Below are 26,865 nucleotides of genomic sequence, written 5' to 3' on the forward strand. Positions count from 1 at the left end.
GCTCATCTACCTCAGTTTCAGGGTTGCCAGGCCGATCAGCACCAGGATCACGGTGATGATCCAGAAGCGGACGATCACCCGTGGCTCTGGCCAGCCCTTGAGTTCAAAGTGGTGGTGGATCGGGGCCATGCGGAACACGCGTTTGCCGGTCAACTTGAAGGAGGCGACCTGGATCACCACCGACAGGGTTTCCATGACGAACACGCCACCCATGATGAACAGCACGATTTCCTGGCGCACGATCACCGCGATGGTGCCCAGCGCAGCGCCCAGCGCCAGTGCGCCGACATCGCCCATGAACACCTGCGCCGGGTAGGTGTTGAACCACAGGAAGCCCAGGCCGGCACCGATCAGGGCGCCGCAGAACACGATGAGTTCGCCGGACCCTGGCACGTAGGGGATCAGCAGGTATTCGGCGAACTTCACGTTACCCGACAGGTAGCAGAAGATGCCCAGGGCACCACCGACCATCACCGTCGGCATGATCGCCAGGCCGTCGAGGCCATCGGTGAGGTTGACCGCGTTGCTCGAGCCGACGATGACGAAGTAGGTCAGCACGACGAAACCGATGCCCAGCGGGATGGTGACATCCTTGACGAACGGCAGGATCAGCGTGGTCTCGACGCTGGTCGGCGCGGTCTGGTACAGGAACACCGCTGCAGCCAGGCCAAACACCGACTGCCAGAAGTACTTCCAGCGGCTCGGCAGGCCCCGCGAGTTCTTCTCGATGACCTTGCGGTAGTCGTCGACCCAGCCGATGGCACCGAATGCCAGGGTCACGATCAGCACCACCCACACGTAACGGTTGGTCAGGTCGGCCCACAGCAGCGTGCTGACGGCAATGGCGGACAGGATCAGCGCGCCACCCATGGTCGGGGTGCCGGACTTGGACAGGTGCGATTGCGGGCCGTCGTTACGTACGGCCTGGCCGATCTGGCGGATTTGCAGGGTACGGATCATCCACGGCCCCAGCCACAGCGCCAGCGACAACGCGGTCAGTACACCGAGGATCCCGCGCAGGGACAGGTACTGGAAGACCGCGAAGCCTTTGTGGAACTGTTGCAGATACTCGGCCAACAGCAGCAGCATTAATGTTTCTCCCCGCTGGCACCGCACAAAGCCGCCACGACGTTTTCCATCGCAGCGCTGCGCGAGCCCTTGATCAAGATAGTGGTGTCGCTGGCGTTTTCGGCGCGAACCGCGTCGATCAGCTCAGCTTGTGTAGCGAAATGGCGACCATTGGCGCCGAATGCCCGTACCGCGTGCGCCATGTTGGCGCCTACGGCATACAGGGCGTCGACCTTGCCACATGCGTAGGCGCCCACCTGACGGTGGCCTTCTTCCGCCCATTGCCCCAGTTCGCCGATATCCCCAAGCACCAGGACGGTGCGCCCGGAAAAGCCGGCGAGTATATCAATGGCCGCGCACATGGAGGTGGGATTTGCGTTGTAACTGTCATCGATCACGCGCACGCCATTCGCCGCGAGCTGCGCCACGGTGCGGCCCTTGACCGGCTGCACCGCGGCCAGGCCGGCGGCGATGCCGTCCAGGCTCAGACCGACGGCATGGGCGGCAGCGGCGGCGGCCAGGGCGTTGCTGACGTTATGGGTACCCAACAGGTTCAGCTGTACCGGCACGCTGCCGCCCGGCCCGTGCAAGGTGAACGAAGGGCAGCCACGGGCATCACGCCCGATGTCACTGGCGTGGAAGTCGGCCTGCGGATTGTCCAGGGCAAAGCTGACAATGCGGTGATTACCGGCGCGCTTGCGCCAGGTCTCGAACGCCTTGTCGGCCAGGTTGAGGATGGCCGTGCCACCTTCGCCCAGGCCTTCGAGAATCTCGCCCTTGGCCTCGACGATCTTCTCCGGGCCACCGAACTCGCCAACGTGGGCGGTACCGGCGTTGTTGATAATGACCACCTGCGGTCGGGTCAGGCCGACGGTGTAGCGGATCTCGCCAATGCGCGAGGCGCCCAGTTCGATCACGGCGGCGCTGTGCTCCGGGGCGATTTCCAACAAGGTCAGCGGTGCGCCGAGGTCGTTGTTCAGGTTGCCGCGGGTGGCGTGCACCAGGCCACGGGTACGCAGGATGCTGGCCAGCATCTCCTTGACCGTGGTCTTGCCGCTGGAGCCGGTAATGGCCACCACCGGCTTGTCGAAAGCTGCACGGTTCAGCGCGCCAAGCTGGCCGAGGGCCAGGCGGCAGTCGGCCACCCGCAGCTGGGGCAGATCGACGTCGGGCACTTCGCGCTCGACCAGCGCCGCGACAGCGCCCTTGGCCTTCACATCGGCCAGGTAGTCATGCCCATCGAAACGCGGGCCGGCCAGGGCGACGAACAGTTGCCCGGCAGTAACACTACGGCTGTCGATGCTGACCCCGGTGAACGTGGCGTCTGCGCCCAATTGCTGGCCACCCAGTGCCGTGGTCAGCTGGCTGAGTGACATCGGCTTAAGCATGTGGCGCCTCCCAGGCTGCAAGTGCCTTCTCGGCTTCGATCAGGTCGGAGAAGTCATGGCGCTGGCCATTGATCTCCTGGTAATCCTCGTGCCCCTTGCCTGCCAGGACGACCACGTCGTCGGCAGCGGCGCTGGCGATCAGGTGCGCAATGGCATTGCCGCGACCGGCGACGAACTCGACCTTGGCAGGCTTGGCGAAACCGGGGCGGATGTCGTCGAAGATGCGCAGCGGGTCTTCGCTACGCGGGTTGTCGTCGGTGACCAGCACGCGGTCGGCCAGGCGCTCGGCCACCTCGGCCATCAGCGGGCGCTTGCCACGATCACGATCACCGCCGCAGCCGAACAGGCACAGCAGCTTGCCGTGCGCGTGCGGGCGCAGGGCTTCGAGCACCTTCTCCAGGGCGTCCGGGGTGTGCGCGTAATCCACCACTACCAGCGGCTTGTCGCCGCCCCCCAGGCGCTGCATGCGGCCCACCGGCCCCTGCAGTTGCGGGGTGACTTCGAGAATCTCGTCCAGCGCATAGTCCAGCGCCAGCAACGTGGCCACGGCGGCGAGCATGTTGCTGAGGTTGAAGCGGCCCAGCAGCTGGCTGCGCAGGGTACGCTCACCCTGGGCAGTGACCAGCGTGGCCCGCACGCCATCATCGTTGAACAGCGCTTCCCGGCAGAACAGCGAGGCGTCCGGGTTTTCCAGGCTGTAGCTGAGCAGCCGGGTCTCGACATGGTCGAAGCTCGGGCGGCGGGCGAAGTCGTCGGCCAGGCGACGGCCGAAGGCATCGTCCAGGTTGACCACCTGGCAGCGCAGGCTTGGCCAGGCGAACAACTTGGCCTTGGCGGCCTCGTAGGCCTCCATGCTGCCGTGATAGTCCAGGTGGTCGCGAGACAGGTTGGTCATGACCGCGATGTCGAACTCCAGCGCGGCGACGCGGCCCTGTTCCAGGGCGTGGGAGGAAACCTCCATGGCCACGGCCTTGGCTCCGGCCTTTTTCAGGTCGTTGAGCGTCGACTGCACGGCGATCGGGTCCGGCGTGGTCAGGCGACCGCTCTGCAGCTCACCGTAGAAGCCGGTACCCAGGGTACCAATCAGGCCGCAGCGCTGGCCGAGCGCGTCCAGGGCCTGGGCCACCAGCTGGGTGACGCTGGTCTTGCCGTTGGTGCCGGTGACGCCGACCAGGTCGAGCTGGCGGCTCGGTTCGCCGTAGAATCGGCCGGCGATATCCGACAACTGGGCGACCAGGCCTTTGACCGGGATCAGCGGCACCTCGGTCAACGGCAGCACGTTGGCCCCCTGTTCTTCATAGGCCACCGCGGCAGCGCCCCGGGCCAGGGCATCGGCAATATGCTCGCGGCCATCGACCTTGGCGCCCGGCACGGCCAGGAACAGGTCACCCGGGCGCACGTTGCGGCTGTCCAGGCTCAGCTCACGGATCAGCGGGTCACGGCTGGCGTGGGCGAAAAGCTTGCTCAATGGCATTGTCATCATCCACGCCCTCCCTTGGCGGCTGCTGCGGCATTGACTTGCGATTGTTCGACGGGGGCCGGTGGCGGCAGGTTGTCCGGCGGCACGTTCATCAGGCGCAGGGTGCCGGACATGACCTTGCTGAACACCGGTGCCGAAACCAGGCCACCGAAGTAGCCGCCCTTGCCCGGTTCGTCGATGACCACGACGATGGCGTAGCGCGGGTCGCTCATCGGCCCGAAGCCGGCGAACAGCGAGCGGTAGGCGTTCTCGGTGTAGCCCTTGGAACCCACGGTGGCCTTGCGCGCGGTACCGGACTTGCCGGCCACGTGATAGAACGGCACCTGCGCGCGGAATACGCCGCGTGGCGCTTCGATCACCTGCTGCAGCATGCCCTGGATGGTTTCGGCGGTTTCCTTCGGTATGGCCTGCACCGCTTCCGGTGCCTTGTCGACCTTGAGGATCGACAGCGGCACCATCTTGCCGTCGTTGGCCAGCGCCGCGTAGGCGTGCACCAACTGCAGGGCGGTGACCGACACGCCATAGCCATAGGACAAGGTCGCAGTCTCGGCCTTGCGCCATTCGCGGTGGTTGGGCAGGTTGCCGACCCGTTCACCCGGGAAGCCAAGGCCGGTGTACTGGCCCAGGCCGACCTGGGACATGACCCGGTAGATGGCCTCGCCGCCGATATCGAAGGCGATCTTGCTCATGCCGACGTTACTGGAGTTGATCAGGATGCCGGTCAGGTCGAGGATCGGCCCCTCGCTCTTGGACACGTCCTTGATGGTGTAGCGACCGATCTGCAGGCTACCCGGGTACACCTCGACCTTGTCGGTCGGTTTCCAGCGGCCACTCTCCAGCGCCGCGCTCATGGAAATCGGCTTGACCGTGGAGCCCGGCTCGAACACGTCGATGATCGCCCGGTTACGCATGGCAGCGGGGAACATGCTGCGGCGGTTGTTGGGGTTGTAGGTCGGCTGGTTGACCATGGCCAGGACCTCACCGGTCTTGACGTCCATGATCACCAGGCTGCCGGCCTTGGCGTCCTGTTCGGCAATGGCGTTGCGCAATTCACGGGTGGCCAGGTACTGCAGGCGCAGGTCTATCGACAACGCCAAGGTCTTGCCGGCCTTGGCGTTCTTGGTGACCTGAATGTCCTTGATCAGCCGGCCGCGCCGGTCCTTGATCACCTGCCGTTTGCCGGGCACGCCGGCCAGCCACTCGTCATAGGCCAGCTCCACCCCTTCGCGACCGTGGTCGTCGAGGTCGGTGAAGCCGACCATGTGCGCGGTGACATCACCGGCCGGGTAGAAACGGCGGAATTCTTCCAGGCCATATACACCCGGGACTTTCAGGTCGAGCACGTGCTGGCCCTGCTCCGGGGTCAGGCCACGGACCAGGTAGATGAACTCTTTGTTCGCCTGCTGGGTCAGGCGCTCGATCAGCTGCTGCGGGTTCTGCCCCAGCGCTGCGGCCAGCTGCGGCCAGCGGTCCTTGGACGCCTGCATTTCCTTGGGGTTGGCCCACAGGGTAGTGACCGGGGTACTGACCGCCAACGGTTCGCCATTACGGTCAGTGATCAGGCCGCGGTGTGCCGGGATAGGGATGTGCCGCAGGCTGCGCGCATCGCCCTGCCCCTTGAGGAAGTCACGGTCGACCACCTGCAGGTCGATGATGCGCCAGCAGATGGCACCGACCATGATCGCCAGCAAGGCGATCACCACGCGGAAGCGCCAGGGGTATAGTGCGCCTTCGAGCTTCATCATGGCGCCACCATCCGTACTTCGTCAGCGGAGGGCACACGCATTTTCAGCTGCTCGGAAGCCAGGCTTTCGATACGGCTGGCAGCCGTCCAGGTGCTTTGCTCGAGGATCAACCGGCCCCACTCGGCCTGGGCCTTGTCGCGCTCGTTCAGTTCGCCATACAGGGTGTTGAGCAACTGGCGGTTCCAGTGCGCGCTGTAGGACACGGCGATCGCCGAAACCAGCACGGCAACGAACAGCAGAAGCATCAGGAAGCTTCCGCCTGGCAAGGGTTTGGCAAACAACCTGCTCACCGCAGCTTCTCCGCGACCCGCATCACGGCGCTGCGCGCCCGCGGGTTGGCCTTGAGCTCGGCGTCGGAGGCGAACTGGGCCTTGCCGACAAGCTTGATTTTCGGCTCGAAGGCCTTGTGCTGCACCGGCAGGTTGCGCGGCAGGTTGTCTGCCTCGCCCTTGGCCAGCTTGCGCATGAACAGTTTGACGATACGGTCTTCCAGCGAGTGGAAACTGATCACCGCCAGGCGGCCGCCCACTTCCAGCGCGTCGATCGCGGCCTCCAGGCCCGTCTCGAGGTCACCGAGTTCGTTATTGACGTGAATGCGCAAGCCCTGGAAGGCACGGGTCGCCGGGTTCTTGCCCTTCTCCCAGGCCGGGTTGGCCACCTTCAGCACTTCGGCAAGGTCGCCGGTGCGGGTGAACGGCTGCTGTTCGCGGCGCAGCACCACGGCGCGAGCCATGCGCTTGGCGAAACGCTCTTCGCCGTATTCCTTGAATACCCGGGCGATTTCTTCTTCGGGCGCGGTGGCGATGAATTCGGCGGCGCTGATGCCCTGGTCCGGGTTCATGCGCATGTCCAGCGGGCCATCATTGAGGAAGCTGAAGCCCCGCTCGGGGTCATCCAGCTGCGGCGAGGACACACCCAGGTCCAGCAACACGCCGCTGACCTTGCCATGCAGGCCGCGCTCGGCCACTTCCGCGCCCAGCTCGGCAAAGCTGCGCTGCACAATGACAAAGCGGCCGTCTTCGGCCGCCAGCGCTTGCCCGGTGGCAATCGCCTGTGGATCCTTGTCGAACCCCAGCAGCCGCCCTTGCGGCCCGAGCTTGCTGAGAATCAGCCGGCTGTGTCCGCCACGGCCGAAGGTGCCGTCCAGATAGCAACCGTCGGCGCGCAGGGCCAATGCCTCGACAGCCTCGTCGAGCAGGACGGTAATGTGGTTGAAGCCGCTATCTATGGTCACAGGATCAGGTCACGCAATTCGTCGGGCATGGCACCCGGTTGTTGAATAGCTGCGAGGTCGGCTGCCGAAACCGCGTTCCAGGCATCCTCATCCCACAGCTGGAATTTGTTCAGTTGCCCCACCAGCATCGCCTTCTTGTCGAGCTTGGCGTACTCACGCAAACGGGGCGGCACCAGGAAACGCCCGCTGCCATCGAGCTCCAGGTCAACCGCATTACCGATCAGCAAGCGCTGCAGACGGCGGTTTTCCTCACGCAACGATGGCAAGGCACGCAACTTGGCTTCTATCTGTTCCCACTCATCGAGGGGATAAACACACAAGCAGGGGTCAACGGCGTCGATGGTCACGATCAGCTGACCATTGCAACGCGAATCGAGCTCGTCACGGTACCGGCTCGGCATGGCGAGACGTCCCTTGGCATCGAGGCTGACGGCGTTGGCTCCGCGGAACACGGCTGCGATTCCCCACAATGTTATCTTTTTTGTGCCAGAAAACCCACTTCATCCCACTTTCTGCCACTTGCGCACACTATAGGAATCCGCCCGCAGCACCGTCAAGGCACGTTCGGAAGGAAAAGCCTTACAGGACCGAGATTTAGCGCATTAAAGGAAGGGGGAAGGACTGCCGAGGAGAAAAAAACACAAGAAAAATCAAACCCACACAAGCCAGTGGAGTTCGAAGTTAAAGTGATTTATGAAGAGTAAGATCTTTTCGGTATTACCAGAGAGCATCTGCTATCGAATCAAGCAGGGAAGGAAGGTGGAGAGTCGATCTGTAAGCCGGGTTTTGTCGAGGACAGTCATTCCTCTACGACGGCCATCACTGGACGCCTCTAGCAACCTACCCGGTTCCGACGCGGGCCACGCCTGATGGAACCCTATTTGGTCTTGCTCCGAGTGGGGTTTACCTAGCCACGCACTGTTACCAGCCGTGCGGTGCGCTCTTACCGCACCTTTTCACCCTTACCGGCACCGAAGTGCTTAGGCGGTTATTTTCTGTGGCACTTTCCGTAGGCTCGCGCCTCCCAGGCGTTACCTGGCACTCTGCCCTATGGAGCCCGGACTTTCCTCCCCCTGTCCTTGTGGAACAAAAACAGGCAGCGACTGTCCGATCGACTCTCCGCCGTCAAGATTAACGGCAGGCGCGCCCAAGAACAAGCAATACCGGCATTTATATCAATGTGCCACTACTCGGCCTTCTGCTTTTCCAGGGCAAATTGATACAGCAGGTTCTTGCGCACCCCGGTGATTTCCGCAGCCAGCGCCGCCGCCCGCTTGAGCGGCAACTCGGCCAGCAGCAGCCCGAGCACCCGCTGCGCCTCGGCACTGATCGCCTGCTCGCCCTCGGGCGCACTCCAGCCACCGACCAACACCACGCATTCGCCGCGCTGCTGGTTGCTGTCGCCGGCCACGAAGGCGCGCAGCTCAGCCAGGGGCAAGCCCTTGAGCGTCTCGAAGGTCTTGGTCAGCTCGCGCGCCAACAACGCCGGGCGCTCGCCGCCGAATACCGCCTCCATGTCCTCGAGGCATTCCAGGATGCGGTGCGGTGCCTCATAGAAGATCAACGTGCGCGGCTCTTCCTTTACCTGCTCCAGGCGCGCCCGCCGCCCCGCCGCCTTGGCCGGCAGAAAGCCTTCGAAGATGAAGCGGTCCGACGGCAGGCCGGCCGCCGACAAGGCGGCGATCAGGGCGCAGGCACCCGGCACCGGCACCACGTTGACCCCCGCCGCGCGCGCCTGGCGCACCAGGTGATAGCCCGGATCGGAAATCAGCGGCGTACCCGCGTCGGACACCAGCGCCACATCCTCGCCGGCCAGCAGCTTGGCAAGGAAACGCCCGCCCTCGTCACGCTCGTTGTGTTCATGACAGGCCGCCAGCGGCGTGTCGATGCCAAAGTGCTGCAGCAGGCGGACCGAATGACGGGTATCTTCGGCCGCGATCAGGGCCACGTCCGCCAGCACTTTCAGCGCCCGGGCGCTCATGTCGTCGAGGTTGCCGATCGGGGTGGCGACCACATACAGCGTCCCCACGGTGGATTTCGAAGCCCCTGGCACATCAGTCACTGCGTACACCTGTCGTCCGGATCAAAGCCGCCATTGTAGCCCGAGCGCCTGCAACAGGTCGCAAAGAACTTCGCCGGCGACCAGTGGCAGGCCACCTATAGTGAAGGATCGACACGGCAACATCGCGCCCCGGCCAGCGCTTGGGTACAATTGCCGGCCACCTTGATCGAGTAACAGGACCTTTACATGATCGCTTGCCTGCGGCTGTTCACAGCCCTCTGCCTGGCTGCCCTGCTGGCAGCCTGCGCCAGCTCGCCCTCATCCAGCCTGGGCGAACTGCCACGCACCCCGGACGCCAGCATCGAGCAACTGCTCGAAAAGGCCGCATCCAGCAAGTCTGCAGAAGACGCGGCCCTGCTGCGCCTGAGCGCGGCCGACCTGGCCTACAAGCAGAAGGACTTCCCGCGCGCCGCACGCATTCTCGAGCAGGTGCCGCTGGACCCACTGAAACCGGCCCAGCAGGTGTTCGCCAGCACCCTCGGTGCCGAACTGGCGATGAGCCGCAACCAGCCCAAGGCGGCCCTGACAGCCCTGGCCCACCCCAGCCTGCAGCGCGTCGGCGAACTGCCGGAAGAACAGCAGGTGCGTACCTACAGTGTGCACGCCGCCGCCCTCGAAGCCGATGGCCAGGCCCTGGCCGCCGCGCAGCAGCGTGTGCTGCTGGCCCCGCTGCTCAGCGGCCCGGCCGCCAGCGCCAACCATGACGCCATCTGGGCCCTGGTCGCCTCGCTGCCGGCAGAGCAACTGCAGCAGCCTGTCAACGACCAGGCCCTGGCCGGCTGGACCAGCCTGGCCTTCGCCGTGAAAAGCGCCGGCACCCTGGAGCAGCAACAGGCCGCTATCGACGCCTGGGTCAAGCAGCACCCGGGCCACCCTGCGGCACAGCAACTGCCGCTGGCGCTGACCAAGCTCAAGGAACTGGCCAGCCAGCCGCTGACCAAGATCGCCCTGCTGCTACCCCAGGACGGCCCGCTGGCCGGCGTCGCCCGCGCCCTGCGTGACGGCTTCATGGCCGCGCACTTCCAGGCCCAGCAAGCCGGCCAGCCAGCACCCGCGGTGCAGGTGTTCGACAGCTCGCGCATCGGCTCGCTCGACGACTTCTATCGCCAGGCCCAGGCCGCTGGCGTGCAACTGGTCATCGGCCCGCTGGAAAAACCGCTGGTTAAGCAGCTGGCCAGCAAACCGCAACTGCCAATCACCACCCTGGCGCTGAACTACGCCGATGCCGGGCAAAAGGCGCCGCCGCAGCTGTTCCAGTTCGGCCTGGCTGCCGAAGACGAAGCCCGCGAAGTGGCACGCCGTGCCCGCGCCGATGGCATGATGCGCGCCGTGGCGCTGGTACCGAGCGGCGAATGGGGTGACCGCGTGCTGGCCGCCTTCCGCCAGGAGTGGGAAGGCAATGGTGGCACCCTGCTCGCCGCCGAGCGCATCGCCCAGCCGGTCGCCCTGGCCCAGCAGATTGCCGACCTGTTCCAGCTGCGCCAGAGCGAAGGCCGCGCCAAGAGCCTGCAGAGCACGGTCGGTGGCAGCATTGCCGCACAGCCGTCGCGCCGCCAGGACATCGACTTCATCTTCCTCGCCTCGACCCCGCAACAGGCGCAGCAGATCAAGCCGACACTGAACTTCCAGTACGCCGGTGACGTGCCGGTCTACGCCACCTCGAACCTGTACAGCGCCAGCGGCGACGTCAACCAGTACAACGACATGAACGGCATCCGCTTCTGCGAAACGCCGTGGCTGCTGGACACCAGCAACAGCCTGCGCCAGCAGGTGGTGCAGCAATGGCCACAGGCTGCCGGCAGCCTGGGCCGCCTGTATGCCATGGGCGTCGATGCCTATAGCCTGGCGCCGCGCCTGGGCCAGCTGAAAGCGCTGCCGGACAACCGGGTAATGGGCCTTTCGGGTAGCCTGAGCATGAACGCCAGCCAGCGTGTCGAGCGCCAGCTGCCCTGGGCCGAGTTCGCCGGTGGCCAGGTCAAGCGCCTGCCCGACACCCCTCGCTGATGGCCGCGGCGTCGCCCACCAGCGCCGGCCAGGCGGCAGAAACCCAGGCCCTTGAGTACCTTCAAGGGCAGGGTCTGCAGTTGCTGGCGCGCAACTGGCGATGCAAAGGCGGTGAGCTTGATCTGGTCATGCTCGACGCCGATACAGTAGTATTCGTCGAAGTCCGCTACCGGTTGCACGCGGGCTTCGGTGGCGCCCTCGGCAGTATCGACGGGCGCAAGCAGAAACGGTTGGTGCTCGCCGCCAGCCTGTTCCTGCAGCAGCAGGCCCACTGGGGCAACCACCCCTGCCGCTTCGACGTAGTCGCCCTGCAGGGCAGCCACCACGCAGGCAGGCCGCTGCAATGGCTGAAAAACGCCTTCGAATGCTGAACCCACTTCGATTTTTTTGCTCTATGTTTCGCGGGCTGGTCCTTGTTGCGCGTCGCGCCGGCCACCGCCCTACTTAAGGTCACCAGATGGACATGCAATCCCGAATTCGCCGGCTGTTCCAGGCCAGCATCGATACCAAGCAACAGGCAATGGACATCCTGGCACCGCACATCGAGCAGGCCAGCCTGGTCATGGTCAACGCGCTGCTCAACGAGGGCAAGATGCTCGCTTGCGGGAACGGCGGCTCGGCCGGTGATGCCCAGCACTTTTCCTCGGAACTGCTCAACCGCTTCGAGCGCGAGCGCCCGAGCCTGCCGGCCATCGCGCTGACCACCGACAGCTCGACCCTGACCTCCATCGCCAACGACTACAGCTACAACGAGGTCTTTTCCAAGCAGATCCGTGCCCTGGGCCAGCCCGGCGACGTTCTGCTGGCAATCTCCACCAGCGGCAACTCGGCCAACGTGATCCAGGCGATCCAGGCCGCACATGACCGCGAAATGATTGTCGTAGCATTGACTGGCCGCGACGGCGGCGGAATGGCTTCGCTGTTGCTGCCCGAAGACGTGGAAATCCGCGTACCTTCGATGGTTACCGCGCGTATCCAGGAAGTCCACCTGCTGGCGATCCACTGCCTCTGCGACCTGATCGACAGCCAACTGTTCGGGAGTGAAGAATGACCCCTATGCGCCTCGGCCTGATGGCCCTGACCCTGTGCCTGAGTATCACCGGTTGCAGCTCGGTACTGACCTCCACCCGCAATTCGCCGATCGAAGATGACCGCGGCACGCGCACCATCGGCAGCAAGATCGACGACTCCATGATCGAAACCAAGGCGGCAGTCAACATCGCCAAGGCCAGCCCTGACCTGGACAAGGGCTCGCACATCGTGGTCACCAGCTACAACGGTATCGTCCTGCTGGCCGGCCAGACTCCACGCGCCGACCTCAAGAGCCTCGCCGAGCAAACCGCCAGCCAGGTACAGCGGGTCAAGAAAGTGCACAACGAGCTGCAGGTCATGCAGCCCTCCTCCATCCTGGCGCGCAACAATGACGCCTGGCTGACCACCAAGATCAAAGCCCAGATGCTGACCGACAATGCCGTGCCCAGCTCGCGCATCAAGGTCATTACCGAAAACGGTATCGTCTACCTGCTCGGCCTGGTAACCCAGCAGGAGGCCAACTCGGCTACTGCCGTGGTGCAGGGCGTGTCGGGCGTGCAGAAGATCGTCAAGCTGTTCGAGTACATCGACTGATTCACTGATCGCCTGCACCGAACATTCGCGGGTAAACCCGCTCCCACAGGGATCTCACAGCTTTCGAGGCTTGTTGTATTCCTGTGGGAGCGGGTTTACCCGCGAAAGGCCAGCACAGGCGGCATCACTGCCACACCTTTCAGAAAACCCAGGAAACACCGCATGAAGAAGCTTCTGCTGCCTGCCCTGCTGTTCGGCACTTTCGCCACCCTAGCCGGCTGCTCCACACCAAGCCTGATCACTCTCAACGATGGTCGTGAAATCCAGGCCGTCGACGTACCGGAGTTCGACCGCGACGCCGGCTTCTACGAGTTCCAGCAACTCGACGGCAAGCGCACCCGCATCAACAAGGACCAGGTTCGCACCATCAGCGACCTGTAATCCGATATTGGCGGCAAAAAAAAGGCGACCTGAACAGGTCGCCTTTTTCATTACTTGACCACTTTGAGGCTTGGTCGGCCGCTCGGGCGCGGTGGCTGCCCGCCACCTTCCGGTGGGCCGTCATCATCCGGCTGCACTTCGTCCTCGTCGTCGAGCATGTCATCCTGCGACGGCTCCAGCTCGAAGACCATACCCTGGCCATTTTCCCGGGCATATATGCCCAGGATCGCGCCAGACGGCACGAACAACGAATGAGCCACGCCACTGAAACGACCTTCGAAGCTGACCGCATCGTTATCCATGTGCAGATTGCGCACGGCGTTTGGCGAGATATTCAAGACAATCTGGCCATCGCTGGCGAAACCGTCCGGCACCTGGACCTTTGGGTATTCGGCGTTGACCAGCATATGGGGGGTGCAATCGTTGTCGACGATCCACTCGTACAGTGCTCGAACCAGATAGGGGCGACTGGAGTTCATCAACGGCTCCTTAAAGCTTGCGCATTTCACGTTCTACGGAGGACAGGCTCGCCTGGAAAGGCTCGCGGGCGAACTGCCGCTCCATGTAATCCAGCAGCGGCTTGGCTTGCCGCGGCAACTCGATACCCAATACCGGCAAACGCCAGAGTATGGGCAGTAGACAACAATCGACCAGGCTTTGCTCATCGCTCATGAAGCAGGCGAACTCGCCGAACAACGGCGAGACCCCGGTCAGGCTTTCGCGCAGGGCCTTGCGCGCCTCGCTCCGGGCCGCCTCGCTGCTGCGTGGATCGAGCACGGTATCGGCCAGGGCGCACCAGTCGCGCTGGATGCGGTGCATCAGCAAACGGCTGTTACCGCGCGCCACCGGGTATACCGGCATCAGCGGCGGATGCGGATAACGCTCCTCGAGGTATTCCATCACCACGGTGGATTCATACAACGCCAGGTCACGATCGACCAGGGTCGGCACGCTCCCGTAAGGGTTCACCTCTACCAGCTTGGGCGGCAGGCGACCGGGCTCGACATCGATGACCTGCACGCTGATACCCTTCTCGGCCAGCACCAGGCGTACCCGGTGAGAATAGTGATCAGCGGGGTCGGAATAGCAGGCTAACCTGTTGGTTGCGCCCATGTAGCGCCTCCTCGCACGGGATGCTTGTGAAACTGTAAATGAAAACGCGCCCGTGGAGGCCAGGCAGTTCTGCCTGGCCTCCACGGGCGCGTTCAACAACCAGAAACTACTGCGTGATCAGTGCACGTCCTTCCAGTATTCACGCTTGAGCAAATAGGCGAATACGAAGAAGAAAGCCAGGTACAGCAACACGTAGGTACCGATGCGCTGGCTTTCCAGTTTGACCGGGTTGGCCGAATAGGCCAGGAAGGTCACCAGGTTCTTGACCTTCTCGTCGAACTGCTCGGTCGTCAGGGTACCGGAATTCGGCGTAATGGTCAGCTGGTCACAGGCTTCATGGGTGATCGGGCTGCCGGTCAACGGGTCGAACTGCTTCTTGCCATCGGTCACGGTCTGCACCTGCTTGCAACCGATCACCTGGTTGCCCTGCAGGCCAACCAGCACGTTGGGCATGCCCACGTTCGGGAACACCTTGTTGTTCACCCCGTATGGCCGCGCCGGGTCTTCGTAGAAGCTGCGCAGGTAGGTGTACAGCCAGTCGGTGCCGCGCACCCGGGCCACCAGGGTGAGATCGGGCGGTGCGGCACCGAACCAGGTCTTGGCGTCACTGGGCTTCATGCCGATCTGCATATGGTCACCGATCTTGGCACCGGTGAACACCAGCTTTTCGAGCATCAGTTCGTGAGGGATGCCCAGGTCATCGGCCACCCGCTCGTAACGCTGGAACTTGGCACTGTGGCAACCCATGCAATAGTTGGCAAAGGTGCGCGCTCCGTCCTGCATGGCGGCCTTGTCGCTCAGGTCGATGTCGACCTTGTCCAGCTCCACACCGGTTTCAGCCGCGAAGGAAAAGGCAGGCATCACTGCCAGCAAAAATACTGCAATCAACTTTTTCATCAGCCAGTCACCCTTTCCGGAACCGGTTTGGTCTTCTCGAGCCTTGTATAGAACGGCATCAGCAGGAAGTAGGCGAAGTACAACACCGTGCACACCTGCGACAGCAAGGTACGCCCAGGTGTCGGCGCCAGTACGCCCAGCACGCCGAGGATGACGAAGGCAATGCAGAACACCAGCAGGAAGAGCTTGCTGATCCAGCCCTTGTAGCGCATGGAGCGCACCGGGCTGCGGTCGAGCCAGGGCAGCACGAACAACACGGCAATGGCTGCCCCCATGGCGATCACACCCATCAGCTTGTCAGGCACGGCACGCAAGATCGCGTAGAACGGCGTGAAGTACCACACAGGCGCGATGTGCTCAGGGGTCTTGAAGGCGTTGGCCTGCTCGAAGTTCGGTTTTTCCAGGAAATAACCGCCCATTTCCGGGAAGAAGAACACCACGGCGCAGAACACGAAGAGGAACACCACCACCCCGACAATATCCTTGACGGTGTAGTACGGGTGGAACGGAATACCGTCCAGCGGGATGCCGTTTTCGTCCTTTTTCTTCTTGATGTCGACGCCATCAGGGTTGTTCGAACCCACTTCGTGCAAGGCAAGAATGTGCAACACCACCAGGCCGAGGATCACGATCGGCAGGGCAACGACGTGCAGGGCGAAGAAGCGGTTAAGGGTAATACCCGAGATCAGGTAGTCACCGCGAATCCACTGGGTGAGGTCGCCCCCGATCACCGGGATGGCACCGAACAGCGAGATGATCACCTGGGCACCCCAGTAGGACATCTGCCCCCACGGCAGCAAGTAGCCCATGAACGCTTCGGCCATCAACGCCAGGTAGATCAGCATGCCGAACAACCATACCAGCTCGCGCGGTTTCTGATAGGAGCCGTAGAGCAGGCCGCGGAACATGTGCAGGTAGACCACGATGAAGAACGCCGACGCACCGGTAGAGTGCAGGTAGCGCAGGATCCAGCCGTACTCCACGTCACGCATGATGTACTCGACCGAGGCGAACGCCTCTTCCGCCGAGGGGGTGAAGCTCATGGTCAACCACACACCGGTGACGATCTGGTTGACCAGCACCAGCAACGCGAGGGAGCCGAAGAAGTACAGGAAGTTGAAGTTCTTGGGTGCGTAATACTTGCTCAGGTGGTCTTCCCACATCTTGGTGGCGGGGAAGCGAGCATCAATCCAGTCCATGAACTTGCTCATCATGCGTTCTCCTGGTCAACGCCGATGACGACGATCTCGTCCGACTCGTAAGAGTGCGGTGGCACGGGCAGGTTGAGAGGTGCAGGCTGCGACTTGTAGACACGACCTGCCAGGTCATAGTGGGAGCCGTGGCAAGGGCAGAAGTAACCACCAACCCATTTCGGGCCGAGGTCGGCAGGCGCGACTTCCGGGCGGAAGGTGGGTGAGCAGCCGAGGTGCGTGCACAACCCGACGAGGATAAGGATTTCCGGCTTGATCGAACGAACCTGCGGGTCAACGTAGGTTGGCTGTACCGACGCCTTGGACTCGGGGTCGGCCAAATCACCAGCGACTTTCTTCAGGTTGCCAAGGATTTCATCCGTTCGCCGCACGATGAACACAGGCTGGCCCCGCCACTCGGCCACCATCTGCTGCCCGGCCTCGACCTTGGCAATATTGACCTTCACCGGTGCACCTGCGGCTTTCGCCTTGGCACTGGGAAACCATGACCCCACGAACGGTACCGCAGCCCCCACTGCCCCCGCTGCCCCGACTACGGATGTCGCGGCTACGAGGAAGCGGCGCCGGCCTGCGTTGACGCCGTCATTGCTCATTCAGTCCTCTCCCATCAGCTTGCTTGGCCTGTTGAACCAGACCTGTACTTAGGTTGTGTCAGTGGCACTAAAAATTGGCCGCCATGGTAAGAAACAAATCCACACACTGACAAGGTGATTACCCCGACCAAGGGCGCCTACCCACGCTTTGCTTGATCTGCGTCTATGCGACAAGTGGTCACTGACATGCTGACAGGTTAGTTCAAGACATAAAAAAAGCCCGGTTCCAAGGAACCGGGCTTTTTTCGACTGCCGAAGCGGTATTAACGCTTGGAGTACTGAGGACGCTTACGCGCTTTACGCAGACCCACTTTCTTACGCTCGACTTCACGAGCGTCGCGGGTGACGTAGCCAGCACGACGCAGAGCGCCACGCAGGGTTTCGTCGTATTCCATCAGAGCGCGGGTGATACCGTGACGGATCGCACCGGCCTGACCGCTGACACCACCACCGGAAACGGTGACGTAGATGTCGAACTTCTCGACGGTTTCGGTCAGCTCGAGCGGCTGACGAACAACCATGCGAGCGGTTTCACGACCGAAGAACACGTCCAGAGAACGGTTGTTGATGGAAATGTTACCAGTACCCGGACGCAGGAATACGCGAGCGGTTGCGGTCTTGCGACGGCCAGTGCCGTAGTTTTGAGTCGCCGACATAATGAACTATCCCGTTAGATCTTCAGTTCTTGAGGCTGCTGAGCAGTGTGTGGGTGAGCAGCACCCGCGTACACTTTCAGCTTGCGGTACATGTCGCGACCCAGCGGGTTCTTCGGCAGCATGCCTTTGACCGCAGTTTCGATAACACGCTCAGGGGCCTTGGCGATCAACTTCTCGAAGTTGATTTCCTTGATACCGCCCGGGAAACCGGAGTGGGAGTAGTACATCTTGTCGGAAGACTTGGCACCAGTCACACGAACCTGCTCGGCGTTGATAACGACGATGTAGTCGCCGGTGTCAACGTGAGGGGTGTATTCTGGCTTGTGTTTGCCACGCAGACGGCTAGCGATTTCGGTAGCCAGACGACCCAGGGTCTGGCCAGCGGCGTCGACTACGAACCACTCGCGCTTTACTGTTTCCGGTTTAGCAGTAAAAGTTTTCATTCTCTAAAGCCTCAGAGGCCGCCCAGCGAAAAATAGACGGCGAATCTTACTGGATAGTGCACAGCTTGCCAAGGGCAAGCGCGCAGCCGAACACTGACGCTTTTGGGGGCTCGGGTCAGGCACGCCAACGTTCGACGGGGTTCTTCCTGCATGGTGGTGCATCACTTCCGCCACACGGAGAGGGGCCGAATTATCCAGATTGCGCGAAATTTTTCAACCTGCTTTGATGAGCTTTCATTGCCAAGGAGTGTCTACCCGATGGAATACCGCCAGCTCGGCCGTACCGACCTCAACGTCAGCGCCCTGTGCCTGGGCACCATGACCTGGGGCGAACAGAACGACCAGGCCGAGGCCTTCGAGCAGATTGCCCGGGCCAAAGCCGCCGGGGTCAACTTCATCGACACCGCCGAAATGTACCCGGTGCCGCCCCGCCCCGAAACCTACGCCGCCACCGAGCGCATCATCGGCAACTGGTTCCGCGCCAGGGGTGATCGCGACGACTGGCTGCTGGCCAGCAAGGTCGCCGGCCCGGGCAACGGCATCAGCCACATTCGCGACGGCCAGCTCAAGCACAACCGCCAGCACATCGTTGCGGCGCTGGACGAGAGCCTCAAGCGCCTGCACACCGACCGCATCGACCTGTACCAGTTGCACTGGCCGGAGCGCAGCACCAACTTCTTCGGCAAGCTGGGCTACCAGCACCTGCCACAGGACCACTTCACCCCGCTGGAAGAAACCCTCGAAGTGCTCGACGAGCAGGTGCGTGCCGGCAAGATCCGCCACATCGGCCTGTCCAACGAAACACCGTGGGGCACCATGAAGTTCCTGCAGTTGGCCGAGAGCCGTGGCTGGCCGCGGGCGGTGTCGATCCAGAACCCGTACAACCTGCTCAACCGCAGCTTCGAAGTGGGCCTGGCGGAAGTGGCCATCCGCGAGCAGTGCGGCCTGCTGGCCTACTCGCCGCTGGCCTTCGGCATGCTCTCGGGCAAGTACGAGAACGGCGCGCGGCCAGCCAATGCGCGCCTGACCCTGTTCAGCCGTTTTGCCCGCTATTCCAACCCGCAGACCGTGGCCGCCTGCAGCCGTTATGTGCAGTTGGCCCACGAGCACGGCCTGGACCCGGCGCAGATGGCCCTGGCATTCGTCACCCGGCAGCCGTTCGTGACCAGCAACATCATTGGCGCGACCAGCCTCGCGCAGCTGGACAGCAACCTGGCCAGCCTGGAGCTGAAGCTGAGCGATGAGCTGCTGGCGGCGATCGAGGCAATTCACCAGCAGCAGCCGAACCCGGCGCCTTGAGCCGAAAGGGGTCGCGCAGCGGCCCCCAATTGCACAGGCTGGACAGCATCGCCAAAAAATAAGACGATCCAGCCGGTGATTGACCACTCTACCCTATAAGAACAATGACAATGATGTTTACCCAACCCTCCGCGTCGCTGCGGCGCGTCAGCATCCTGGCCATTGACAAGGTGTTCGCTTCGACCCTGATGCAGGCCAAGGACTTCTTCCACCTCGCCAGCCTGCGCTACGGCAAGCAGCTTGGCCTGGGCCTGCAGCCCATGTTCGAGATTCGCCTGGTGAGCCCGGACGGCCAGCCCGTGGACAGCTTCAGCAATGTGCAGCTGCCGGTCGACGGTGGCCTGGACGATGCCGACGTGATCATCCTGCCGGCCTTCTGGGACGATTTCGACAACTTGCTGCAGCGTTATCCACAGGTGCTGCCATGGTTGCGCGAGCAGCATGCACGTGGCGCGGTGCTGTGCGCCGAGGCCAGCGGTGTATTCTGGCTGGCCGAGTCCGGCCTGCTCGACGGCAAGGAGGCGACCACCTACTGGCGCTTCTTCAACAGCTTTGCCGAGCGTTTCCCGAAGATCCGGCTGAACCAGGACAAGCACCTGACCGACGCCGACAACCTGTATTGCGCCGGCGGCACCACCTCGGCCTGCGACCTGTACATCTACCTGATCGAACGTTTCTGCGGCGCCAACGTGGCCCGCGCCGTGTCGCGTGACATCCTCTACGAAGTGCAGCGCAACTACACCCCGGGGCGCATGGGCTTTGGCGGCCAGAAGCTGCATCAGGACCTGATCATCCTGCAGATCCAGCACTGGCTGGAGGAACACTTCGCCGACAAGTTCCGCTTCGAGGACGTGGCCCGCAACCACGGCATGAGCATCCGCAACTTCATGCGCCGCTTCCAGGGAGCGACCGGCGACAAGCCGCTACATTACCTGCAACGGCTGCGGATCGAGACGGCCAAGGGCTTGCTGTCGAGTACGCGCAAGAGCATCAAGACCATCAGCTACGAGGTCGGCTATGACGATGCCAGTTTCTTCGCGCGGCTGTTCCGTCAGCACACGGAGTTGTCGCCGAACCAGTATCGGCAGCAGTTCATGCAGGAGGCCTGAAGGCCATAGGGCCGAGGGCCAGGGGGCCGCTTTGCGGCCCCAAGCATGTTTACGGCTTGTGCGCGCGCGCCAGGAATTCGTGCGACTGCATCTCCAGCAACCGGCTCAGGGTACGCTGGAACTCGAAGGCCAGGCGCCCGCCGGTATACAGGTCCTTCAGCTCCACCTCGGCCGAGATGATCAGCTTGACGTTGCGGTCGTAGAACTCGTCCACCATGTTGATGAAGCGCCGGGCGATGTCGTCGGTGGTGACGCCCATCTGCTCGACGTTGCTCAGCAGCACGGCATGGAAGATCTTGCCCAGCTCGATGTAGTCGTTCTGGCTACGCGGGCCATCGCACAGGGCGCGGAAGTCGAACCAGGCCACGTCGTCACAGGTCAGCAGGGCCTGGATCGGGCGATTCTCGATCATCAGCACGTCGTTCTCGACCGCCTGGGTGCACTCAGGGGTCAATGCCTTGAAGCTGGCGCGCAGGCTCTGGTGCGCCGCCTCATCGAGCGGGTAGTGGTACAGTTCGGCCTGTTCCAGGTGACGCAGGCGATAGTCGACCCCGCTGTCGACGTTCACCACCTCGGTGTACTGCTTGATCATGGCAATCGCCGGCAGGAAGCGCGCGCGCTGCAAGCCGTCCTTGTACAGGCCGTCCGGCACGATGTTGGAGGTCGCCACCAGCGATACGCCGTTCTTGAACAGCTCTTCCATCAAGGTGCCGAGGATCATCGCGTCGGTAATGTCCGAGACGAAGAATTCGTCGAAGCAGATTACCTTGGCTTCTTCGCTGAAGCGTTTGGCGATGATGGTCAGCGGGTTCTTCTCGCCCTTGAGGGTTTTCATTTCCTCGTGCACACGCTTCATGAAGCGGTGGAAGTGCGTACGCATCTTCTGCTTGAACGGCAGCGCCTCGAAGAAAGTATCGACCAGGTAGGTCTTGCCGCGCCCTACCCCACCCCAGAAGTACAGGCCCTTGACCGGGGCCTGCTCCTTCCTGCCGAACAGCTTGCCGAACATGCCCGGCTTGTTGTTCTGCGCATGCACCAGGTCGTCGTACAGGCGCTGCAGGTGACGTACCGCAGTTTCCTGCGCCGCATCATGAAAGAAGTCGGGACGTTTCAGATCTGCTTGATATCGTTCTAGGGGCGTCATGATTTCGTTAGCGGGGCAACAAAAAACGGGCCGTCACTGTAGCGACAGGCCCGCTTAATGGCAATCAGTCTGTGGGAGCGGGCGTGCCCGCGAACACCGGCAAAGCCGGTGCCATGCACCGCGGCGCCTGTTTCGCGGGCACGCCCGCTCCCACATCAGTCTGGTTGTGGCGCCAAGGCTACACGCAGGCTTTCGATGGCCGCATCACGCGCCTCGGCGTTGTCGAACTGCGGCCCGTCGGCGACCTGTTCGCCGTTCAGCCACAGACCGAAGCCCAGGCCCTCGACGCGCACATCTGCCTCGCCACCTTGTTGCAGCTGTTTGCTCACGGCACCGGCGCTCTTGCCGTCGGCGAAGCTGCGCGACAGCAGCAACTGTTCACCGTCGGCGCCCAGCAGGCGGAAGCGGAAGCTGCCGTCTTCATCACGGAAGCTGACGAACCGCGCGCTCTTGGCGGCCTTTTTCTTCACTTCGGTGCTGGCTTGCAGATTGGTGCGGAACGAACGCAGGCCAACCGCCTCGCGCAGTTGTTCGAGGAACGGCGTGGCGATCTTGCGCGCCTTGGCGGCACCGGCCAGCAGAATGTCTTCCAGGTCTGCCGGGCGGGCAATCAGCTGGTGGTAGTACTCGCGCTTCTCCGCCAGCTGGCCGTCCAGCAGCTGGAACAGGCGCTGCTTGGCCTCGCCCCAGCCCAGGCCCTGCAGCAGTTCCTCGCGGAACTCGGCGCATTGTGCCGGCGTCGAGAAGGCCTGGAACAGGGTGAACAGATGGGCGTTGTCGGGGTCTTTCGCTTCGCCGGGGGCGCGCGAGTCGGTGACGATGCGCGAAATGGCGTCCTTCATTTCCTTGGCGCTGGCGAACAGCGGGATGGTGTTGTCGTAGCTCTTGGACATCTTGCGCCCGTCCAGGCCCGGCAGGGTCGCCACGCTTTCCTCGATCACCGCCTCAGGCAAGGCGAAGAAGTCCTTGCCCTGGCCGAACAGGTGGTTGAAGCGCTGGCCGATGTCACGGGCCATTTCCACGTGCTGGATCTGGTCACGCCCGACCGGCACCTTGTTGGCGTTGAACATCAGGATGTCGGCAGCCATCAGCACCGGGTAGCTGTACAGGCCCATGGTCACCCCGGCATCCGGGTCTTCGCCGTTTTCCAGGTTCTTGTCCACCGAGGCCTTGTAGGCGTGCGCGCGGTTGAGCAGGCCTTTGGCGCTGACGCAGGTCAGCAGCCAGGTCAGTTCGGGGATTTCCGGGATGTCGGACTGGCGGTAGAAGGTCACCTTGTCCGGGTCGAGGCCGCCGGCCAGCCAGGTGGCGGCGATTTCCAGGCGCGAGCGCTGGATGCGCAGCGGGTCGTCGCACTTGATCAGCGCGTGGTAGTCCGCCAGGAAATAGAACGAGTCGACGCCGGGCTGCTGGCTGGCAAGGATGGCCGGGCGGATGGCGCCGGCATAGTTGCCCAGGTGCGGAGTGCCGGTGGTGGTGATACCGGTAAGAATGCGCGTGGTCATGGGTGTTCGCTTATTCAGGCTTGGCTCAGTTCGAAAGGCGCGGCAGCAGCAGATCCTTCAGATCGGTCAGCTTGCCATGGAAGAAGTGTCCGCATTCTGCCACTTTCAGCAGCTCATGGGGGCGCGACAGGCTGTCGGACCATTCGTAAACCAGCTGCGGCGCAACGACTTCATCGGTGTCAGGCTGCACCACGATGATCGGGCACTGCTGCGGCAGCGCAAATTCCGGCGTCAGGCGCATCACCGCCGGGGCGATCATGAACAGCTGCTGCAGGGTTACCCCGGCGGCTTCCAGGCGGCCGGCCAGGCTAATGGCGACAAAGCCACCGAACGAGAAGCCCATCAGCACCAGCGGCAGCCCGGGGTGCTTTTCGCGCAGCCAGGCCGCGGCAGCCTCGGCATCGGCCACTTCGCCAGCGCCCATGTCATGGCTGCCGGCGCTCTGGCCGACGCCACGGTAGTTGAAACGCAGGGTCACATAGCCAGCATCACGGGCAGTGCGTTGCAGGGTCGAGACCACCTTGTTGAGCATGGTGCCGCCCTGGACCGGGTTGGGGTGGCAGATCAGCACCACGCCACGGGCATCGGCCACGTCCAGATACAAGGCTTCCAGCTGGCCGCTGGGGCCATCGATGAACAAGGGGGTTTCGCGGACAAGCAAGGCACTACTCCGTGACCTCGGAAGGGGTCGATTCGTCTAGGTGAGGAATTCTGTTCTGATTTGCGATCGCTCGCGGTATACAGCGCAGGTCTGAGCCGTTAACGTAAAGCAAAGCCGTTTATAGAGGAAGGACTCGTGGAACTCTCGCTCCTTGTTTGGTTGTTGCCGACCCTGGCCCTGGTCATCGGCGTGGTGGTCGGTTTCGTCGTCGCTCGCCTGCTGCCCAATGCAGCACCGAGCAGCACCCAACGTCAACTGGATGATATCCAGAAGCGCTTCGACAGCTATCAGAACGAAGTGGTAACTCATTTCAACAGCACTGCCGTACTGGTCAAGAAGCTGACCCAGAGCTATCAGGACGTGCAAGATCACCTGGCCGAAGGCGCCAACAGCCTGGCCCTCGACGACGTCACTCGCCAACGCCTGCTGGCGGCCCTGCACTCCGAGGCAGCGCAAGGCCCGCGCGACCGCCTGACCCCGCCGAAGGACGCCGAAGCGCCGCGCGACTACGCACCGAAGGCGCCGAACTCGCCGGGCATGCTCGACGAGAGCTACGGCCTCAAGCGCTGAACTGCCGAACATGACAAAGGCCTCGCAAGAGGCCTTTTTTGTGGGCTGGATTCACTGGCCTCTTCGCGGGCACGCCCGCTCCCACAGGTACACCACAGCATTTGAAATCCGTGTGATACCTGTGGGAGCGGGCGTGCCCGCGAAGAGGCCGGCCCAGGCAACCTAGCTGCAAGCCTGCAATGCCTGCTCGACATCCGCCAGCAGGTCTTCCACATCCTCCAGCCCCACCGACAACCGCACCAGTCCCTCCGAAATCCCGTGGTGCGCCCGCTCCTGCGCCGTATAGCTGGAATGGGTCATGCTCGCCGGATGCTGCGCCAGTGACTCCGCATCGCCAAGGCTCACCGCGCGGGCGAACAGCTGTAGCGCGTTCATGAAACGCCGGCCCGCCTCGATACCGCCCTTGAGTTCGAACGCGATCATCCCGCCCGGCAGACGCATCTGCCGCTGCGCCAGTTCGTACTGGGCAAACGATGGCAACCCCGGATAGTGAATCAACTCCACCTGCGGCTGCCGCGCGAGAAACCGCGCGATCTGCATGGCATTGGCACAATGGCGGTCCATGCGCAGCGCCAAGGTCTTGATGCCGCGCATCAACAGCGCGGCGTCGTGCGGCGACAGTACCGCCCCGGTCATGTCCTTCAAGCCTTCCAGGCGGATGCGGTCGACCAGCGCCTTGCGCCCCACCACCAGGCCGGCGGTGATATCGCCGTGGCCGCTGAGGTACTTGGTGGCCGAATGCACCACCAGATCAGCCCCCAGCTCCAGCGGCCGCTGCAGGTACGGCGTGCAGTAGGTATTGTCGACCACCACATGTACATCGTGCCCGCGCACGGCCTCGGCAACCGCCGCGATATCCACCAGTTGCATGTTGGGGTTGGCAGGGGTTTCGAAGTAGATCATCCGCGTTTTGCTGTTGATCGCCGCTTTCAGTGCCTTGACGTCATTCAGGTCGACATGGCGGACCTTCACCCCGAATTCGCCGATGCCATGGTGCAGGAAGGCGAAAGTGCAGCCGTACAAGGTGCGCCCGACGATCAACTCGTCGCCGGGCCGCAGCAGGGTCCAGATCGTCGAGGTAATGGCGCCCATGCCCGACGCCAGGGCCAGCCCCGCCTCGCCCCCTTCAAGCGAGGCCATGCGCTGTTCTAGCAGGGCCAGGGTGGGGTTGGAAATGCGGCTGTAGAAGTGCCCCGGTTGTTCGCCGGCAAAGCACGCAGCGCCGTACTCGACGTTGGGGAAGGCGTAGGTAGCGGTCTGGTACACCGGCGGCACCAGGGCGCCACCGTGGGAAAGCGGGTCGTAGCCATGATGAATGGCCCGTGTGGAAAAACCGGTGTTGTTATCGGAGCCGCGCATCGCAACAGCCTCTTGTGGTTTGTTATAAGCTTATGCCACCGAGCTGCCCGATTTTTTCCAAAATGACCCACGCAATCGCGCGCTTGTTGGAACAAAAACAATAATTACCGGATCAGGAGGGCAAAAAATGCCTTCAAGCCTCGACCGCACCGACCGCGCCCTGCTCGCAGCCCTGCAGGACAATGCCCGCCTGACCATTGCCGAACTGGCCGACCAGGTGGCACTGACCACCTCGCCCTGCTGGCGGCGGGTAAAGCTGCTGGAAGACAACGGTTACATCACCGGCTACCAGGCGATCCTTTCGCCTAAATCGCTGGGCTTCGGTGTTACCGCGTTCGTCAGCATCATGATGGACTCGCACACCAAGGACATGGCACTGGCGTTCGAACAGCGGCTAATGGAAATTCCCGAGATAGTCGCCTGTCATAATATTTCCGGGCGTTATGACTTTCTGCTGGAAATATTGGCGCGGGACCTGGAGTCGTTTGGTGAGTTTGCGCGAGAGGTTTTGCAGCGATTGCCAGGCGTAAAGGAGATCTATTCGAGCTTTTCCTACAAAGAGGTGAAAAGCAAGCGAGTTATTCCGGTAACAGAACGACATATTTGATCGATGAATTTGGCTCGTTTGTCTAGTGCAGGCCTCGAAGCTGTGAGATATCTCCAGCTTCTAAGCCTACCCCAGTCACAAAATATGCTGATCACTATGGAAAATCATGAGGAATCTTAATCAACGGTGGAGGAATTGGCGGATATATTTCCGGGTAAACTTTTGGTTTATTTGATATCCGTCCCGGCACAAAACCGAATCGCCCCCATCGAATTTCTGCATTGCGCCCATCAAAAATCAAGATATTACCAGTATCGGTTACTTTGAGATAATTATTCTCCCAATAGGATCTATCAAGTGGCTCCGTACTCGCTGCGGCCCATAGTCGCTCGCGAGCAGGGTCATGCAGTAACCCTGAGTTGCTAACGACGAACTGCAACGGCTCTCGCTTTCTAGTACGAAGCGTATAACTATATGGCTGCCTTTCGTCTGCGACCCAGATAACGGCGCCACCATCTTCCAGGACCAGGTTTCCATCGTGCCGGAGACGAAGCAGGAACCTACCGCTGCTGGATTTGATAAATTGGCCCGGCCGCATGGCCTAATTTGGAGGAAGCAATTCGCCTCCAGAATTATGAAACGGTTTGTATTGAATCTTCCGATACTTACTCTTTCCCATAGCAGCCCCCTTATTCCGAAAAATTTAACAAGCCCTCTAGCGAAGGTTGCACACCCATTTTCTCCGGGACCTCCCATTATAAATAACCAGA

Annotated in this window: 28 protein-coding genes and 1 other RNA gene; 9 read left to right on the top strand and 20 right to left on the bottom strand. The window is 62.4% G+C overall.

Features of this window, described 5'->3' with window-relative positions; translation table 11 throughout:
* Positions 1-6 precede the first annotated feature (6 nt).
* From mraY to rsmI, 9 genes are all read right to left on the bottom strand, one after another.
* Positions 7-1,089 carry a phospho-N-acetylmuramoyl-pentapeptide-transferase gene (gene mraY, locus JKP78_RS14245; protein ID WP_186685342.1) on the bottom strand — a complete coding sequence of 361 codons (1,083 nt, stop codon included), beginning with the start codon at positions 1,087-1,089 and terminating at the stop codon, positions 7-9.
* A complete protein-coding gene (locus JKP78_RS14250; protein ID WP_186685344.1) occupies positions 1,089-2,456 on the bottom strand; it encodes a UDP-N-acetylmuramoyl-tripeptide--D-alanyl-D-alanine ligase in 1,368 nt (455 codons plus the stop codon). Before JKP78_RS14250 ends, mraY begins: the two co-directional genes overlap by 1 nt.
* Complete coding sequence (locus tag JKP78_RS14255; RefSeq protein WP_186685346.1) at positions 2,449-3,939, bottom strand: UDP-N-acetylmuramoyl-L-alanyl-D-glutamate--2,6-diaminopimelate ligase; 1,491 nt, start codon at positions 3,937-3,939, stop codon at positions 2,449-2,451. Before JKP78_RS14255 ends, JKP78_RS14250 begins: the two co-directional genes overlap by 8 nt.
* The gene (locus tag JKP78_RS14260) at positions 3,936-5,678 is read right to left on the bottom strand and encodes a peptidoglycan D,D-transpeptidase FtsI family protein (RefSeq protein WP_186685518.1); all 1,743 of its coding nucleotides are present in this window, start codon (positions 5,676-5,678) and stop codon (positions 3,936-3,938) included. The genes JKP78_RS14255 and JKP78_RS14260 overlap by 4 nt, the downstream gene beginning before the upstream one ends.
* Positions 5,678-5,971, bottom strand: coding sequence for a cell division protein FtsL (gene ftsL, locus JKP78_RS14265; protein WP_056801817.1), 294 nt, complete (start codon positions 5,969-5,971; stop codon positions 5,678-5,680). Before ftsL ends, JKP78_RS14260 begins: the two co-directional genes overlap by 1 nt.
* The gene (gene rsmH, locus JKP78_RS14270; protein WP_420831023.1) at positions 5,968-6,915 is read right to left on the bottom strand and encodes a 16S rRNA (cytosine(1402)-N(4))-methyltransferase RsmH; all 948 of its coding nucleotides are present in this window, start codon (positions 6,913-6,915) and stop codon (positions 5,968-5,970) included. Before rsmH ends, ftsL begins: the two co-directional genes overlap by 4 nt.
* Entirely contained in the window at positions 6,912-7,367 is a 456-nt protein-coding gene (gene mraZ / locus JKP78_RS14275; protein ID WP_004575120.1) for a division/cell wall cluster transcriptional repressor MraZ, read from the bottom strand. The genes rsmH and mraZ overlap by 4 nt, the downstream gene beginning before the upstream one ends.
* A gap of 307 nt (positions 7,368-7,674) precedes the next feature.
* Positions 7,675-8,034: RNase P RNA component class A (rnpB, locus tag JKP78_RS14280), an RNA gene on the bottom strand.
* 67 nt (positions 8,035-8,101) lie between these two features.
* Complete coding sequence (gene rsmI / locus JKP78_RS14285) at positions 8,102-8,977, bottom strand: 16S rRNA (cytidine(1402)-2'-O)-methyltransferase (RefSeq protein WP_170032424.1); 876 nt, start codon at positions 8,975-8,977, stop codon at positions 8,102-8,104.
* Positions 8,978-9,163: 186 nt separating this feature from the next.
* On the opposite strand from rsmI, the gene JKP78_RS14290 reads away from it, so the two are divergent.
* The 5 genes from JKP78_RS14290 (at position 9,164) to JKP78_RS14310 (ending at position 12,988) form a co-directional block, all read left to right on the top strand.
* Positions 9,164-10,981, top strand: coding sequence for a penicillin-binding protein activator (locus JKP78_RS14290; RefSeq protein WP_186685348.1), 1,818 nt, complete (start codon positions 9,164-9,166; stop codon positions 10,979-10,981).
* Positions 10,981-11,352, top strand: a complete 372-nt coding sequence (locus tag JKP78_RS14295; RefSeq protein ID WP_186685350.1) for a YraN family protein — start codon at positions 10,981-10,983, stop codon at positions 11,350-11,352. Before JKP78_RS14290 ends, JKP78_RS14295 begins: the two co-directional genes overlap by 1 nt.
* Before the next feature lie 86 nt (positions 11,353-11,438).
* Entirely contained in the window at positions 11,439-12,032 is a 594-nt protein-coding gene (locus JKP78_RS14300) for a phosphoheptose isomerase (protein ID WP_170032430.1), read from the top strand.
* The gene (locus tag JKP78_RS14305) at positions 12,029-12,607 is read left to right on the top strand and encodes a BON domain-containing protein (RefSeq protein WP_200626848.1); all 579 of its coding nucleotides are present in this window, start codon (positions 12,029-12,031) and stop codon (positions 12,605-12,607) included. Before JKP78_RS14300 ends, JKP78_RS14305 begins: the two co-directional genes overlap by 4 nt.
* A 162-nt stretch (positions 12,608-12,769) precedes the next feature.
* Positions 12,770-12,988 carry a YgdI/YgdR family lipoprotein gene (locus JKP78_RS14310; RefSeq protein WP_025340556.1) on the top strand — a complete coding sequence of 73 codons (219 nt, stop codon included), beginning with the start codon at positions 12,770-12,772 and terminating at the stop codon, positions 12,986-12,988.
* A 50-nt stretch (positions 12,989-13,038) separates the two neighbouring features.
* On the opposite strand, the gene JKP78_RS14315 is transcribed toward JKP78_RS14310, so the two are convergent.
* The 7 genes from JKP78_RS14315 to rplM form a co-directional block, all read right to left on the bottom strand.
* The gene (locus tag JKP78_RS14315; RefSeq protein WP_170032436.1) at positions 13,039-13,467 is read right to left on the bottom strand and encodes a ClpXP protease specificity-enhancing factor; all 429 of its coding nucleotides are present in this window, start codon (positions 13,465-13,467) and stop codon (positions 13,039-13,041) included.
* A gap of 10 nt (positions 13,468-13,477) precedes the next feature.
* On the bottom strand, positions 13,478-14,101 hold the full coding sequence (locus JKP78_RS14320) for a glutathione S-transferase N-terminal domain-containing protein (RefSeq protein ID WP_170032438.1): 624 nt from the start codon (positions 14,099-14,101) through the stop codon (positions 13,478-13,480).
* Positions 14,102-14,218: 117 nt separating this feature from the next.
* The gene (locus JKP78_RS14325) at positions 14,219-14,998 is read right to left on the bottom strand and encodes a cytochrome c1 (protein ID WP_170032440.1); all 780 of its coding nucleotides are present in this window, start codon (positions 14,996-14,998) and stop codon (positions 14,219-14,221) included.
* On the bottom strand, positions 14,998-16,209 hold the full coding sequence (locus JKP78_RS14330) for a cytochrome b (protein WP_170032442.1): 1,212 nt from the start codon (positions 16,207-16,209) through the stop codon (positions 14,998-15,000). The genes JKP78_RS14325 and JKP78_RS14330 overlap by 1 nt, the downstream gene beginning before the upstream one ends.
* A complete protein-coding gene (gene petA, locus JKP78_RS14335; RefSeq protein ID WP_170032444.1) occupies positions 16,209-16,802 on the bottom strand; it encodes a ubiquinol-cytochrome c reductase iron-sulfur subunit in 594 nt (197 codons plus the stop codon). The genes JKP78_RS14330 and petA overlap by 1 nt, the downstream gene beginning before the upstream one ends.
* A 263-nt stretch (positions 16,803-17,065) precedes the next feature.
* Complete coding sequence (gene rpsI, locus JKP78_RS14340; protein WP_003260797.1) at positions 17,066-17,458, bottom strand: 30S ribosomal protein S9; 393 nt, start codon at positions 17,456-17,458, stop codon at positions 17,066-17,068.
* A 14-nt stretch (positions 17,459-17,472) separates the two neighbouring features.
* Positions 17,473-17,901: a 50S ribosomal protein L13 gene (gene rplM / locus JKP78_RS14345; protein ID WP_003260798.1), complete on the bottom strand. Its 429-nt coding sequence runs from the start codon at positions 17,899-17,901 to the stop codon at positions 17,473-17,475.
* A 258-nt stretch (positions 17,902-18,159) separates the two neighbouring features.
* Between rplM and JKP78_RS14350 the strand changes: the two genes are divergently transcribed.
* Positions 18,160-19,200, top strand: a complete 1,041-nt coding sequence (locus JKP78_RS14350) for an NADP(H)-dependent aldo-keto reductase (protein WP_170032446.1) — start codon at positions 18,160-18,162, stop codon at positions 19,198-19,200.
* Positions 19,201-19,388: 188 nt separating this feature from the next.
* On the top strand, positions 19,389-20,309 hold the full coding sequence (locus tag JKP78_RS14355; protein WP_170034281.1) for a GlxA family transcriptional regulator: 921 nt from the start codon (positions 19,389-19,391) through the stop codon (positions 20,307-20,309).
* A 49-nt stretch (positions 20,310-20,358) separates the two neighbouring features.
* Here JKP78_RS14355 and zapE read toward each other — a convergent pair whose 3' ends face one another.
* From zapE to JKP78_RS14370, 3 genes are all read right to left on the bottom strand, one after another.
* Positions 20,359-21,453 carry a cell division protein ZapE gene (gene zapE, locus JKP78_RS14360; RefSeq protein WP_186685352.1) on the bottom strand — a complete coding sequence of 365 codons (1,095 nt, stop codon included), beginning with the start codon at positions 21,451-21,453 and terminating at the stop codon, positions 20,359-20,361.
* 155 nt (positions 21,454-21,608) lie between these two features.
* Complete coding sequence (locus tag JKP78_RS14365) at positions 21,609-22,958, bottom strand: tryptophan--tRNA ligase (RefSeq protein WP_170032450.1); 1,350 nt, start codon at positions 22,956-22,958, stop codon at positions 21,609-21,611.
* A gap of 25 nt (positions 22,959-22,983) precedes the next feature.
* Positions 22,984-23,619: an alpha/beta hydrolase gene (locus JKP78_RS14370; RefSeq protein WP_186685354.1), complete on the bottom strand. Its 636-nt coding sequence runs from the start codon at positions 23,617-23,619 to the stop codon at positions 22,984-22,986.
* A gap of 135 nt (positions 23,620-23,754) precedes the next feature.
* Between JKP78_RS14370 and JKP78_RS14375 the strand changes: the two genes are divergently transcribed.
* On the top strand, positions 23,755-24,189 hold the full coding sequence (locus tag JKP78_RS14375) for a YhcB family protein (protein ID WP_186685356.1): 435 nt from the start codon (positions 23,755-23,757) through the stop codon (positions 24,187-24,189).
* Positions 24,190-24,351: 162 nt separating this feature from the next.
* Here JKP78_RS14375 and JKP78_RS14380 read toward each other — a convergent pair whose 3' ends face one another.
* The gene (locus tag JKP78_RS14380; RefSeq protein WP_200626849.1) at positions 24,352-25,548 is read right to left on the bottom strand and encodes a methionine gamma-lyase; all 1,197 of its coding nucleotides are present in this window, start codon (positions 25,546-25,548) and stop codon (positions 24,352-24,354) included.
* A 127-nt stretch (positions 25,549-25,675) separates the two neighbouring features.
* On the opposite strand from JKP78_RS14380, the gene JKP78_RS14385 reads away from it, so the two are divergent.
* On the top strand, positions 25,676-26,155 hold the full coding sequence (locus tag JKP78_RS14385) for an Lrp/AsnC family transcriptional regulator (protein WP_186685360.1): 480 nt from the start codon (positions 25,676-25,678) through the stop codon (positions 26,153-26,155).
* Positions 26,156-26,865: the final 710 nt, after the last annotated feature.

Origin of the sequence: Pseudomonas sp. LAM2023, assembly GCF_016620375.1 — a bacterium.
GTDB classification, from domain to species: domain Bacteria; phylum Pseudomonadota; class Gammaproteobacteria; order Pseudomonadales; family Pseudomonadaceae; genus Aquipseudomonas; species Aquipseudomonas anuradhapurensis.

What these genes read in the sequence shown, in the direction of transcription:
- mraY (WP_186685342.1), bottom strand. Translation starts at nt 1,089, where the DNA reads ATGCTGCTGCTGTTGGCCGAGTATCTGCAACAGTTCCACAAAGGCTTC.
- JKP78_RS14250 (WP_186685344.1), bottom strand. Translation starts at nt 2,456, where the DNA reads ATGCTTAAGCCGATGTCACTCAGCCAGCTGACCACGGCACTGGGTGGC.
- JKP78_RS14255 (WP_186685346.1), bottom strand. Translation starts at nt 3,939, where the DNA reads ATGATGACAATGCCATTGAGCAAGCTTTTCGCCCACGCCAGCCGTGAC.
- JKP78_RS14260 (WP_186685518.1), bottom strand. Translation starts at nt 5,678, where the DNA reads ATGAAGCTCGAAGGCGCACTATACCCCTGGCGCTTCCGCGTGGTGATC.
- JKP78_RS14290 (WP_186685348.1), top strand. Translation starts at nt 9,164, where the DNA reads ATGATCGCTTGCCTGCGGCTGTTCACAGCCCTCTGCCTGGCTGCCCTG.
- JKP78_RS14295 (WP_186685350.1), top strand. Translation starts at nt 10,981, where the DNA reads ATGGCCGCGGCGTCGCCCACCAGCGCCGGCCAGGCGGCAGAAACCCAG.
- JKP78_RS14300 (WP_170032430.1), top strand. Translation starts at nt 11,439, where the DNA reads ATGGACATGCAATCCCGAATTCGCCGGCTGTTCCAGGCCAGCATCGAT.
- JKP78_RS14305 (WP_200626848.1), top strand. Translation starts at nt 12,029, where the DNA reads ATGACCCCTATGCGCCTCGGCCTGATGGCCCTGACCCTGTGCCTGAGT.
- JKP78_RS14310 (WP_025340556.1), top strand. Translation starts at nt 12,770, where the DNA reads ATGAAGAAGCTTCTGCTGCCTGCCCTGCTGTTCGGCACTTTCGCCACC.
- JKP78_RS14315 (WP_170032436.1), bottom strand. Translation starts at nt 13,467, where the DNA reads ATGAACTCCAGTCGCCCCTATCTGGTTCGAGCACTGTACGAGTGGATC.
- JKP78_RS14320 (WP_170032438.1), bottom strand. Translation starts at nt 14,101, where the DNA reads ATGGGCGCAACCAACAGGTTAGCCTGCTATTCCGACCCCGCTGATCAC.
- JKP78_RS14325 (WP_170032440.1), bottom strand. Translation starts at nt 14,998, where the DNA reads ATGAAAAAGTTGATTGCAGTATTTTTGCTGGCAGTGATGCCTGCCTTT.
- JKP78_RS14330 (WP_170032442.1), bottom strand. Translation starts at nt 16,209, where the DNA reads ATGAGCAAGTTCATGGACTGGATTGATGCTCGCTTCCCCGCCACCAAG.
- petA (WP_170032444.1), bottom strand. Translation starts at nt 16,802, where the DNA reads ATGAGCAATGACGGCGTCAACGCAGGCCGGCGCCGCTTCCTCGTAGCC.
- rpsI (WP_003260797.1), bottom strand. Translation starts at nt 17,458, where the DNA reads ATGTCGGCGACTCAAAACTACGGCACTGGCCGTCGCAAGACCGCAACC.
- rplM (WP_003260798.1), bottom strand. Translation starts at nt 17,901, where the DNA reads ATGAAAACTTTTACTGCTAAACCGGAAACAGTAAAGCGCGAGTGGTTC.
- JKP78_RS14350 (WP_170032446.1), top strand. Translation starts at nt 18,160, where the DNA reads ATGGAATACCGCCAGCTCGGCCGTACCGACCTCAACGTCAGCGCCCTG.
- JKP78_RS14355 (WP_170034281.1), top strand. Translation starts at nt 19,389, where the DNA reads ATGCAGGCCAAGGACTTCTTCCACCTCGCCAGCCTGCGCTACGGCAAG.
- zapE (WP_186685352.1), bottom strand. Translation starts at nt 21,453, where the DNA reads ATGACGCCCCTAGAACGATATCAAGCAGATCTGAAACGTCCCGACTTC.
- JKP78_RS14365 (WP_170032450.1), bottom strand. Translation starts at nt 22,958, where the DNA reads ATGACCACGCGCATTCTTACCGGTATCACCACCACCGGCACTCCGCAC.
- JKP78_RS14380 (WP_200626849.1), bottom strand. Translation starts at nt 25,548, where the DNA reads ATGCGCGGCTCCGATAACAACACCGGTTTTTCCACACGGGCCATTCAT.
- JKP78_RS14385 (WP_186685360.1), top strand. Translation starts at nt 25,676, where the DNA reads ATGCCTTCAAGCCTCGACCGCACCGACCGCGCCCTGCTCGCAGCCCTG.